This window comes from Kitasatospora sp. NPDC059327, from assembly GCF_042752535.1.
Taxonomy (GTDB): domain Bacteria; phylum Actinomycetota; class Actinomycetes; order Streptomycetales; family Streptomycetaceae; genus Kitasatospora.
Genome location: NZ_JBHYYB010000025.1, coordinates 71,228 through 82,283, shown reverse-complemented (window position 1 = coordinate 82,283; position 11,056 = coordinate 71,228). Strand labels below are relative to the sequence as shown.

Here is an 11,056-nt window from a genome sequence, read left to right as displayed (position 1 = left end):
GGGGAAGGCCGGGTCGGGCACGGGGTAGACCAGGCCGCGCACCAGGTCCCGGCGTGGGGCGGGGGGGTGGGTGTTAAAGCCCCGGAAACGCCCCGACCCCCCCCCCGGGGGGGGGCCCGGCCCGGTCCCGTTCCGGTGCCGGAGCTTGTTCCGCCGCCCCCGGTCCACCACCCCGGCACCGCCTTCCCGGCACCGGCGGGGCGAAAATCCGTTTCGAGCGGTGCCCCGACACCTCTACTGTGGCGCGATGGCGACTCAGGTGATCGTTCTCAACGGTGGTTCCAGCTCGGGGAAGTCCGGGATCGTGCGCTGTCTGCAGGCCGTCCTGCCGGACCCGTGGCTGGCTCTCGGGACGGACACCCTGGTCGAGGCGATGCCGGCGTCCATGCGGGTGTCGGAGGGTGGGATCGATTTCGCGCCGGACGGCGAGGTGACCGTCGGACCGGAGTTCCGCCGGCTGGAGGCGGCCTGGATCGAGGGGGTCGCCGCGATGGCCCGCGCGGGCGCCCGGGTCATCGTCGACGAGGTCTTCCTCGGCGGGGCGCGGTCGCAGCGGCGATGGCAGCAGGCCTTGGGCGACCTGCCGGTGCTGTGGGTCGGCGTCCGGTGCGACGGCGCGATCGCCGCGGGTCGTGAGGTCGCGCGGGGCGACCGGATCATCGGCATGGCCGCCTCCCAGGCCGATCTGGTCCACCGGGGCGTGCGCTACGACCTGGAGGTGGACACCGCGCACGCCGAGTCGATGGAGTGCGCGGTGTCCATCGCCGCACGGGTCGGGTGAGCGGCAACCCGGATCCCGGCGGCGGAACTCGGCCCGGCCGACGGCGACTTCGCGCGGTCGAGCGGCTCGGGCCGGAACTCGGACGTCCGACGTCCGACGTCCGACGTCCGAACTCGGACATCGGACCCGGACGTCGGACTCAGCCTCGAACGTCGGACTCAGCCTCGAACGTCGGACTGAGGCTCGGACGTCGGACTGAGGCTCGGACGTCAGACGTCAGACGTCAGCCTCAGCTGAACGAACGGGTGGCCGTGATGCCGCCGTCCACCGGCAGCGTCACCCCGGCGACGTAGGAGGACCGGTCGCTGAGCAGCCAGGCCGCCGCCTGCGCGATCTCACCGGCGCTCGCCGGGCGGCCGGCCGGGGTGAACCGGGCGACGGCCGCGCCGAAGGCGGGCCCCGCGGCGAAGAGCTGTTCGACGGCCGACGTCCGCACGACCCCGGGCGCGATCGCGTTGGTCCGGATGCCGTGGCGGGCGTAGTCGGCGGTGGCCGCCTTCACCAGGCCGGTGAGTCCGTGCTTGGCCGCCTGCTGGGTCCCGTCGCCGAAGCCCCCCACCAGCCCGCCGACACTGCCGCACAGCACGATCGCACCACCGCGGCCGCCCGTGAGCATCGCCCGCAGCTGGGCCCGCAGGCAGAGCCAGGTACCGCGCAGGTTCACCGAGTGCACCGCGTCCCAGTCGGCCTCGGTCCGCTCCGCGAGCGGGGCCGGCAGGGGGCCCGACCCCGCGTTGTCGAAGGCGGCGTCGAGCCGTCCGTAGGTGTCCAGCGCGGTCCGGACCACCCGGTCGGCGCCCTCGGCGGTGGCGATGTCCGCGGCGACGGCCACCGCTCGTCCGCCGCGCGCCCGCACACCGGCCGCCACTGCCTCCACCTGATGCCCGGTGCGGGCCGCCAGGACGAGCAACGCGCCCTCCGCCGCGAAGAGTTCGGCCGCGGCCGCGCCGATGCCCCGACCCGCTCCGGTGATGATCGTGACCTTGTCGTCGAGAAGTCCCATGCGGCGAGCCTCCCCCGGCCGGGAGGCCCGCACCAGGGGCCGGATCGTCCCGGGTCCGCGAACCGGGGTCTGCCAGGTCCTGGATCCGCGGCGCGGACTGTGCCAGCGTGTGCGCATGCCCGACACCCCGCTGAGCGCGTTCCTGCGCGCCCGCCGCCGGAGCCTGGCCCCCGCCGAGGTGGGGCTGCCCACCGGACCGCGCCGCCGTACGCCGGGCCTGCGCCGGGAGGAGGTCGCCGTCCGCGCGGGCATCTCGGCCGACTACTACGCCCGGCTGGAACAGGGCCGCCAGCGGCTCCCGACCGGCCCGGTGCTGGACGGGATCGCCCGCGCCCTGCTGCTGGCCGATTCCGAGCGGGCCTACCTCCACCGGCTGGCCCACCGGCGGCGACCGGAGCCGCCGGCCACCGCCGCCGACGGCGTGGGAACGGCCACCCGCGCGCTGCTCGCCACCCTGGACCGGACGCCCGCCTTCGTCACCGGCCCCCGGTTCGACCTGCTCGCCTGGAACCCGAGGGCCGGGGCGCTGCTGGCCGATCCGGCCTCCCGGCCGGCCTTCGAACGCAATCTGCTCTGGCAGGTGTTCTGCTGTCCGTACGGCGCGGCCGAGCGGGCCAACCACACGCCCGCCGACTCCATCGGCGCCGACCTGGTCGCCGGGCTGCGCGCCCAGCACGCCGACGACCCGGACGACCGCGAGCTGACCGCGTTGGTCGCCCGGCTCTCCGCGCAGAGCCGGGCGTTCGCCGCCCTCTGGGCCCGGCACCGGGCCGGCCCGCCCCGCCAGGGCCGGCTGTCGCTGCGTCATCCGGATCTGGACGCCGAGGTGCTCGACTACACCGTGCTCGGACTCCCCGACGGCGGCCAGCACCTGTTCGTCTTCCTGGCTCCCGGCGGCAGCCGGGCCTCGGACACCTTCCGGCGGCTGCGGTCCGACGGCCGCGCCGACGCCGGCGCGGCCCGGGTGACGCCGGTCGGGTGACGCCGGTCGGGTGAGCCCGGCCGCCGGGGTCCGCCGCGCTCAGCCGGCCGCGGGCCGGCGGCCGGCGCCGGGAGCGGCGAGCGCGACGAACGAGCGGATCAGGGGGTCGGCGTCACCGGTCCGCCAGGCGACGACCAGGTGGCTCGGCGGCATGTCGGCGAGCGGGACGACGGTGAGCCCCTCGGCGGGCCGGTGGCCGACCGGTGCCAGTCCGACGGTGCCCTTCCACAGCACCGCCCGGACGCACTCGTGGACGGTGCGCACCACCGGTCCCTCGCGCGGCGGCCCGTCGGGCCTGGCCCCGGCCCAGTAGGCGCGCCACCGCCGGTCCGTACCGTCGGGGAAGCGGAACCAGGTGCGGTCGTCGAGGTCGGCCAGGCGCAGCAGGTCGCGGCCGGCCAGCGGATCGTCGGCGCGCAGGACCACACCGACGGGTTCGGCCCGGATCACCCGGGTGCTGATCCCGGTGTCGTCGAACGGCGCCCTGGTCACCGCGACGTCGACCAGGCCGGCGCGCAGCCCGGTGGTGGGATCGGTGAGGTCGGCTTCGAGGACCTGGACGTCGACCTCCGGATGGCGTCGGCGGAAGGCGGCCGCGAGGGAGGAGCCGGCGCCGCCGGCGTGTTCGACGCTGTCGCCGAGGGTGCCGATGGTGAGGCTCCCGGCGCCGGCCGCGGCCCGGACCCGGGCGCGGGCGAGTTCGGCCCGCGCCAGCAGGCCGCGGGCCTCCTCGTACAGGGCGGCCCCGGCCGCGGTGGGCGTCGCGCCGGTGGCGGAGCGGTGCAGCAGGGTGACGCCCAGGTCCGCCTCCAACCGTTGGACGGCGCGGCTCAGCGGGGGCTGGGTCATGTGCAACCGGGCGGCGGCCCGACCGAAGTGGCGCTCCTCGGCGACGGCGACGAAGTAGCGCAGCAGGCGAAGGTCCATCACCGGCAACGATACCCGCCCGGTATGGGGTGGGGTGAACGGGTATTGGACGCCGTCGTCGGCCCGGCGGTGGAGTGGAAGGGCAAGCGATGCCAGCCCCCGTAGCCCGGGTCCCGGTCCCGACCGGTCGGGCGAGGCAAGGAGTGCCACCATGACCGACCACCGACTGCCCGACCCAGAGGTGCGGACCGGCGACGCGTACGAACTCGCTCCCGACCTGCTGGTCGTGCCCGACCGGGCCGTCCCGCTGGTCCCGAACATCGGGATCGTCGGCGGGTCGCAGGCCGTCCTGGTGGTCGACACCGGCCTGGGCCCGGAGAACGCCGAGCGCGTGCTGGCCCTCGCCCGCGACTACGCCGGGGGGCGCCGGCTGTACCTCACGTCGACGCACTTCCACCCCGAGCACGCCTTCGGCGCGCAGGTCTTCGCCGGGGAGGCGACGTTCCTGCTGAACCGGGCACAGGCCGAGGACCTGCGGACGAAGGGCGACGGGTACCTCGCGATGTTCCGCGGCCTCGACGCCACCGTCGCCCGGCGGCTCGACGGTGCGCGGGTGCCCGTGCCGGACGTCGTCTACGAGCACTCCCACGACCTCGACCTCGGCGGCCGGTCGGTGCGGCTGAGGGCCGTCGGCCGGGCCCACAGCAAGGGCGACCAGGTGATCACCGTGCCCGACGCCGATGTGCTGTTCACCGGCGACCTGGCCGAGGCCGGACAGTTCGCGATCTTCCCGTGGTTCCCGCCGCACGACACCGACGTCAGCGGCCTCCGGTGGATCGAGGTGATGGCCCGGCTGGCGGCGGCGAGGCCGCGGACGGTCGTCCCGGGCCACGGCGCCGTCGGCGGCACCGAGGTGGTCGAGGACGTGCTCGGGTACCTGCGGGAGCTGCGCGACGAGACCTGGGTGCGCCGGGACTCGGCGATGAGCCGGGAGACGATCGTCGAGGAGGTCCGGGCGGTCCTGATCGAACGGCACCCCGGGTGGGCCGGCCGGGAGTGGATCGAGCCGGCGGTCGCGTGCCTGTGCGGCGAACACCCGGACCGGGATCCGGCCGCGCGGGCCGACCCGCCCGGCGGGGACGGGGCGGCACCGGACGGCGGCGCGCCTCGGCCGACCGGCAGCGCCGGGCACTCCGTCGGGTGAAGCGGGGTGCGCCTGCCGATCGGGGCGGCACCGGTCGGCGATCGTTGCGGGAGTCCGGCCGGCAGCAGCGGCCGGCGCGGGCGGACGAGGGAGGCAGCCGTGGAGTTCCTGGTCGACATGGTGACCAGCGTTCCGGAGGGCACGTCCGAGCAGGACGTGGCCGGGATCCGGGCCCGGGAGGCGGGGCGGGCCCGGGAGTTGGCCGCGCGGGGGCAGCTGCTGCGGCTCTGGCGCCCGCCCCTGGCACCCGGCGAGTGGCGCACCTGGGGGTTGTTCCGGGCCCGGGACGCGGAGGAGTTGGAGCAGGTGCTCGCGTCGATGCCGCTGCGGGTGTGGCGGCGTGACACGGTGACTCCGCTGTCGCCGCACCCGAACGACCCCGGCCGGCCGTAGTGCCGGCCGGCCCACCGCGCCCGCGCCCGCGCCCGCGAGACCCGACGACCCACAGGAGCCCCCGTGAACAGCACCTCGGCCCGTGAAGCGGTCCTGCGCGACGTCCTGGAGCGGTGGAAGGCCGCCGTGGACGCGCACGAACCGGAGCGGGTCGCCGCCCTCTTCACCGAGGACGCGATCTTCCAGGGGCTGCACCCCTACAGCGTCGGACGGCGGGGCGTCGCCGAGTACTACGGCGCCCAGCCCCTCGGGATGACGGCCGGGTACCGGATCCTCGAAACGCGGCGGCTCGCCGACGACCTCGTGCTCGGCTACCTGGCCGTCGACTTCTCCTTCACCGACCGGCCGACGCTCGGCGTCAACCTCGGGGTCCTGGTCCGGCGGGTGGGCGACGCCTGGTACCTCGGCCACTACCAGGTCTCCCGGCCGGACTGAGCCGCGCCACCGCCGGGGGCGCGTCGCCCGGCGACCGGCCGGGGCGCGGCCTCCCCCGGCCCGCCCCGGTCTCAGTCGCCGTCGATCAGCCGTTGGAGGCCGGGGGCGTACAGGTCCGCCAGCCGCTCGGGCGTGGCGCGGTCGCCCGCGCCCGGGCGGTGCAGGCTCAGCGTCGCGCCGAGTCCGAGCAGCTGACCGGCGATCAGTTCGGCCCGCAGCTCCGCGTCGGGCCCCGGCAGCGAGGCGGCGAGGCGCTCCGTCACCTGGTGCCGGAACCGCTCGCGCAGCAGGGTCCGTTCGTCCTCGTTGCCGAGCGAGAAGACCACGCGCAGCAGCGGGTCGCCGCGCTGCTCCCGGCGCATCCGGACCGTGGTCAGCACCAGGTGGCGGCCCAGCCCGGCCGGCTCGGCGGCGAACAGTTCGTCCGCCGCGGGCCCGAAGTCGGCGACGGTGTTGAACAGGTGCTCCTTGCTGCCGAACCGCTTGACGATCAGCGAAGGGCTCACGCCCGCGTCGGCCGCTATCCCCCGCATGGTGACGTCGGCGTAGGGGCGCAGGGCGAAGGCCCGGCGGGCGGCGCGCAGGATGGCGTCGCGTCCGGTGCCCTGCTCGGCGGCGGGATCGGCCTCGCCCGGCCGCCGCTCGGGCGGTCCGGCGGCCGGTCCGGGGTGCGGCACGGCGGGCGGCTCGGCCGCGCCGGTCTCGTCGGCGACGGTCATGCGCTCTCCTGGGCCGGGGCCGCGGGGGTCGTCACCCCGACCGTACCGGGTGCGGCCGGCCCGGCGGGCGCCGGCCTGCCGGAGGGCAGGAAGAGCGTCGCGACCAGCGCGGCGGCGGCCGTCGCCGCCGCGATCAGGAAGATCAGCAGATAGGCGTGCAGGGTGGGGGCGGTGTGCCCGGCGGCGGTGAAGGTGACGTGGGCGAGCACGGCGGTGACCACCGCGCTGCAGCAGGCCTGCCCGACCGAGCGCATCAGCGTGTTCAGCCCGTTCGCCGCGCCGGTCTCGCCGACCGGCACGGCCCGCATCACCAGGGCGGGCAGCGCCGAGTACGCGATGGCGGTGCCCGAGGCGACGACGGTGGCGCCGGCCACGATCAGCCAGAGGCTGTGGCTGGTGAAGAAGCGCACCAGGTAGCCGACCACCATGACGGCCGCCGCGACGGCGAGCGTCGTCCGCGGCCCGTACGTCGCGGAGATCCTGGCGGAGAGCGGGGACAGCGCCACCATCGCCAGGCCGCCCGGCAACAGGCAGAGCCCGCCCACCACGATCGAGGCACCGAGGCCGTAACCGGTCTCCTTGGGCTCCTGCACCATCTGCGCGGTGACCAGGGAGTTCGCGTAGAAGGCGAAGCCGATGAGCATCGCGGCGACGTTGGTCAGCAGCACCGCGGGCCGGGCCGAGACCCGCAGGTCGACCATCGGGGAGGGAGCGCGCAGCTCGTACCGGCCCCAGAGCAGGCCGAGCACCAGGGACCCGCCGAGCAGGCCGAGCGTGCGCGGCGAGGTCCAGCCCCAGCCGGCGCCCTGGGTGATCGCGAGCAGCAGTCCGACCAGGACGGTGCCGAGGCCGAGCGTCCCGACCAGGTCGAAGCGGCCCCGGGAGCGCAGCGGCGACTCCGGCACGATCCGGAGCACCAGGGCGATGTCCAGCAGGCCGAGCGCCGCGGAGGCCCAGAACATGGTGTGCCAGTCGAAGTTCTCGACCACCAGCGCCGCCACCGGCAGGCCCACGGCGGCGCCGATGCCGAGGGTGGAGCTCATCAGGGCGATGGACGGCAGCACGCGCTCGGCCGGCAGCTCGTCGCGGATGATGCTGATGCCGAGCGGGATGACGGCGAGGGCCGCGCCCTGCAGGGCCCGGCCGGCGATCAGCACGCCGATCTGCGAGCTCACGGCGCACAGCACGGACCCGGCGGTGAGCACGCCCAGCGAGGCGAGCAGCACGCGCCGTTTGCCGTACATGTCACCGACCCGGCCGAGCACGGGGGTGAAGACCGCGCCGGTCAGCAGGGTGACGGTGACCAGCCAGCCGGCCGCGCCCGGCGAGCTGCCGGTCAGGGCGGGCACGTGCGGGAGCAGCGGCACCACCAGGGTCTGCATGACCGCGACGACGACCCCGCAGAAGGCGAGGACCGGCACGATCAGGTGGGCCCGGGGCGCCCGCTCGGACGGCGAAGGGGCTGGGGAGGGCGGGCCGGGTTCGGCCGTCACCGGGGTCATACCGCTCCAGACGCTGATCCACAGGAGGGTGCACAGATGTTCACCCCTCTCAGAGTAAACGCCTGTGCACCCCCCTGTCCCGACTCCGGGGGATCACGCCGGGACCAGGGCGCCGGGACCGGCCGGCGACAGCCCGCGGGAGTTCAGCCGCAGTCCGGGCAGATCCCCCGGTAGGTGACCTCGACGGTGGCGACGGCGAAGCCGAAGCGCTGCTCCGCCGGGAGATCGCCCAGCGGGTCCCCCGCCGGGTGGACGTCGCGGATGGTGCCGCAGGCGGAGCAGACCAGGTGCTGGTGCGGGCGGTGCGCGTTGGGGTCGTAGCGCCGGGCCCGGCCGTCGGTGGCGACCTCCATGACCTCGCCGAGGCCGACCAGCTCGCCCAGGGTGTTGTAGACGGTCGCCCGGGAGATCTCCGGCAGCCGTTCGACCGCGCGGGCGTGCACCTCGTCGGCCGTGAGGTGGACGTGGTCGCCGTCGAGGACCTCCGCGACGACACGCCGTTGGGCGGTCAGCCGCCAGCCGCGCCCTCTCAGCCGTACCAACAGGTCACTCATATCGGTTCACCTATTCAGGCTCATGGGGGAACCCCGGATTCTAGCAGCGGCCTTCCGAACTCCGACGGGATACCGACTCGGTGTGGTTCTTGACTTGGAATCCGTCCATCGTAGGATCGGTTCCGGCGATAGCCTAGGGGGCAGTGAGGCTCCGGAACGGCGGTGAGCACCTCCGCGTCGGGTGAGCTACTCCTCCTCATTGAACGACCCCCTCAGGTGCTTCACCCCTCGATCGTTCCTGAACACAGTGATCCGCCCGGCCCGGAAGGATTCCCATGTCTGAGAACCATGACGCGATCGTCACCGACGCGAAGGCGGAGGGGGGAGGAGGGTGCCCGGTCGCGCACGGACGCGCCCCGCACCCGACCCAGGGCGGCGGCAACCGCCAGTGGTGGCCGGACCGGCTCAACCTGAAGATCCTTGCCAAGAACCCGGCCGTGGCCAACCCGCTCGGCGCGGACTTCGACTACGCCGCGGCGTTCAACACGCTGGACCTCGCGGCCGTCAAGCGCGACCTCGCCGAGACGCTGACCACCTCGCAGGACTGGTGGCCGGCCGACTTCGGCCACTACGGCCCCTTCATCATCCGGATGGCCTGGCACAGCGCGGGCACCTACCGGATCAGCGACGGCCGCGGCGGCGCCGGTGCCGGCCAGCAGCGCTTCGCCCCGCTCAACAGCTGGCCGGACAACGCCAACCTCGACAAGGCCCGCCGCCTGCTGTGGCCGGTGAAGAAGAAGTACGGCCAGAGCCTGTCCTGGGCCGACCTGATGATCCTGGCCGGCAACGTCGCGCTGGAGACCATGGGCTTCGAGACCTTCGGCTTCGGCGGCGGCCGCGAGGACGTCTGGGAGCCGGAGGAGGACGTCTACTGGGGTCCCGAGACGACCTGGCTCGACGACGAGCGCTACACCGGCGACCGCGACCTGGAGAACCCGCTGGGCGCGGTCCAGATGGGCCTGATCTACGTCAACCCCGAAGGCCCCAACGGCAATCCGGACCCGATCGCGGCGGCCCGCGACATCCGCGAGACCTTCCGCCGGATGGCGATGAACGACGAGGAGACCGTCGCCCTGATCGCGGGCGGCCACACCTTCGGCAAGACCCACGGCGCGGGCCCGGCCGACAACGTCGGCCCCGACCCCGAGGCCGCCCCGCTGGAGCAGCAGGGTCTGGGCTGGAGCAGCACCTACGGCACCGGCAAGGGTGACGACACGATCACCAGCGGTCTTGAGGGCATCTGGACCAACACCCCGATCACCTGGGACAACACCTTCTTCGAGATCCTCTTCGGCTACGAGTGGGAGCTCTTCAAGAGCCCGGCCGGCGCCAACCAGTGGCGGCCCAAGGACGGCGCCGGCGCGGGCACCGTCCCGGACGCGCACGACGACTCGAAGACGCACGCCCCCACCATGCTGACCACGGACCTCTCGCTGCGGTTCGACCCGGTCTACGAGGAGATCTCCCGGCGCTTCCTGGCCGACCAGGCGGCGTTCGCGGACGCCTTCGCCCGGGCCTGGTACAAGCTCACCCACCGCGACATGGGCCCGGTCGTGCGCTACCTCGGCCCCGAGGTCCCGGCCGAGACCCTGCTGTGGCAGGACCCGCTGCCCGCCGCCACGGGCGCCACGGTCGACGCCGCGGACATCGCCGCCCTCAAGCAGCAGGTGCTGGCCTCCGGCCTGTCCGTCTCCCAGCTGGTCTCCACCGCCTGGGCCTCGGCCTCCTCCTTCCGCGGCAGTGACATGCGCGGCGGCGCCAACGGCGGCCGCGTCCGGCTGCAGCCGCAGAGCGGCTGGGAGGTCAACGAGCCCGACGAGCTGGCGACGGTGCTGCGCACCCTGGAGGGGGTGCGGGAGTCGTTCAACGCCGGGCGGACCGACGGCAGGGCGATCTCGATCGCGGACCTGATCGTCCTCGCGGGCGCGGCGGGTGTCGAGAAGGCCGCCGCCGACGCCGGCTCCCCGGTCGAGGTGCCGTTCACCCCGGGCCGGGTCGACGCCTCCCAGGACGAGACCGACGTCGAGTCCTTCGCGGCGCTGGAGCCGACCGCCGACGGGTTCCGCAACTACCTCGGCAAGGGCGTCCGGCTGCCGGCCGAGTACCTGCTGCTGGACCGGGCCAACCTGCTGAACCTCAGCGCCCCGGAGCTGACCGTCCTGGTCGGCGGTCTGCGCGTGCTGGGCGCCAACCACCAGCAGTCCTCGCTGGGCGTCCTGACCGCCACCCCCGGGCGGCTGACCAACGACTTCTTCGTCAACCTGCTCGACCTGGGCACGACGTGGAAGGCGACCTCGGAGGACGCGAACACCTTCGAGGGCCGGGACGCCACGACCGGTGCGGTCCGCTGGACCGGCACCCGGGCCGACCTGGTGTTCGGCTCCAACTCGGAGCTGCGCGCGCTCGCCGAGGTCTACGCGAGCGACGACGCCAAGGAGAAGTTCGTGGCGGACTTCGTCGCGGCCTGGACCAAGGTGTCCGAGCTCGACCGGTTCGACCTGCGCTGACCCCGCCCCGTCGGGAACCCGCCGATGGGGCGCCGGGCGGGGCGGGGGGACGGCGCGCCCCGCGGGGCGGGCGTGGGGTGCGGCGTGCCCGTCGGATAGTAAAAAAACA

11 protein-coding genes are annotated in these 11,056 nt (G+C 74.6%); 6 read left to right on the top strand and 5 right to left on the bottom strand.

Annotation, left to right across the window (positions count from 1 at the left end):
- Positions 1 to 247: 247 nt before the first annotated feature.
- Positions 248 to 781, top strand: coding sequence for a chloramphenicol phosphotransferase CPT (gene cpt / locus ACFXHB_RS17725; RefSeq protein WP_380575222.1), 534 nt, complete (start codon positions 248 to 250; stop codon positions 779 to 781).
- Positions 782 to 1,010: 229 nt separating this feature from the next.
- Here the strand turns inward: cpt and ACFXHB_RS17720 are convergent, their stop codons facing one another.
- Entirely contained in the window at positions 1,011 to 1,784 is a 774-nt protein-coding gene (locus ACFXHB_RS17720; RefSeq protein ID WP_380575220.1) for an SDR family NAD(P)-dependent oxidoreductase, read from the bottom strand.
- Positions 1,785 to 1,899: 115 nt separating this feature from the next.
- On the opposite strand from ACFXHB_RS17720, the gene ACFXHB_RS17715 reads away from it, so the two are divergent.
- The gene (locus ACFXHB_RS17715) at positions 1,900 to 2,766 is read left to right on the top strand and encodes a helix-turn-helix transcriptional regulator (protein WP_380575219.1); all 867 of its coding nucleotides are present in this window, start codon (positions 1,900 to 1,902) and stop codon (positions 2,764 to 2,766) included.
- 39 nt (positions 2,767 to 2,805) lie between these two features.
- On the opposite strand, the gene ACFXHB_RS17710 is transcribed toward ACFXHB_RS17715, so the two are convergent.
- Positions 2,806 to 3,693, bottom strand: a complete 888-nt coding sequence (locus ACFXHB_RS17710; RefSeq protein WP_380575218.1) for a LysR family transcriptional regulator — start codon at positions 3,691 to 3,693, stop codon at positions 2,806 to 2,808.
- A gap of 151 nt (positions 3,694 to 3,844) precedes the next feature.
- Here ACFXHB_RS17710 and ACFXHB_RS17705 point away from each other — a divergent pair, with 151 nt between their 5' ends.
- The 3 genes from ACFXHB_RS17705 to ACFXHB_RS17695 all read left to right on the top strand — a co-directional run bounded on the left by ACFXHB_RS17705 (position 3,845) and on the right by ACFXHB_RS17695 (position 5,665).
- The gene (locus tag ACFXHB_RS17705; protein WP_380575217.1) at positions 3,845 to 4,837 is read left to right on the top strand and encodes an MBL fold metallo-hydrolase; all 993 of its coding nucleotides are present in this window, start codon (positions 3,845 to 3,847) and stop codon (positions 4,835 to 4,837) included.
- 99 nt (positions 4,838 to 4,936) lie between these two features.
- Positions 4,937 to 5,230, top strand: coding sequence for a muconolactone Delta-isomerase family protein (locus ACFXHB_RS17700; protein ID WP_380575216.1), 294 nt, complete (start codon positions 4,937 to 4,939; stop codon positions 5,228 to 5,230).
- A 63-nt stretch (positions 5,231 to 5,293) separates the two neighbouring features.
- Positions 5,294 to 5,665: a YybH family protein gene (locus ACFXHB_RS17695; RefSeq protein ID WP_380575214.1), complete on the top strand. Its 372-nt coding sequence runs from the start codon at positions 5,294 to 5,296 to the stop codon at positions 5,663 to 5,665.
- 71 nt (positions 5,666 to 5,736) lie between these two features.
- Here ACFXHB_RS17695 and ACFXHB_RS17690 read toward each other — a convergent pair whose 3' ends face one another.
- The 3 genes from ACFXHB_RS17690 to ACFXHB_RS17680 form a co-directional block, all read right to left on the bottom strand.
- The gene (locus ACFXHB_RS17690; protein WP_380575213.1) at positions 5,737 to 6,384 is read right to left on the bottom strand and encodes a TetR family transcriptional regulator; all 648 of its coding nucleotides are present in this window, start codon (positions 6,382 to 6,384) and stop codon (positions 5,737 to 5,739) included.
- A complete protein-coding gene (locus tag ACFXHB_RS17685) occupies positions 6,381 to 7,886 on the bottom strand; it encodes an MFS transporter (RefSeq protein ID WP_380575212.1) in 1,506 nt (501 codons plus the stop codon). Before ACFXHB_RS17685 ends, ACFXHB_RS17690 begins: the two co-directional genes overlap by 4 nt.
- A 143-nt stretch (positions 7,887 to 8,029) precedes the next feature.
- Positions 8,030 to 8,440: a Fur family transcriptional regulator gene (locus tag ACFXHB_RS17680; RefSeq protein WP_380575211.1), complete on the bottom strand. Its 411-nt coding sequence runs from the start codon at positions 8,438 to 8,440 to the stop codon at positions 8,030 to 8,032.
- Between the two features lie 275 nt (positions 8,441 to 8,715).
- On the opposite strand from ACFXHB_RS17680, the gene katG reads away from it, so the two are divergent.
- On the top strand, positions 8,716 to 10,947 hold the full coding sequence (gene katG / locus ACFXHB_RS17675; protein WP_380575209.1) for a catalase/peroxidase HPI: 2,232 nt from the start codon (positions 8,716 to 8,718) through the stop codon (positions 10,945 to 10,947).
- The last annotated feature ends 109 nt before the right edge of the window (positions 10,948 to 11,056 follow it).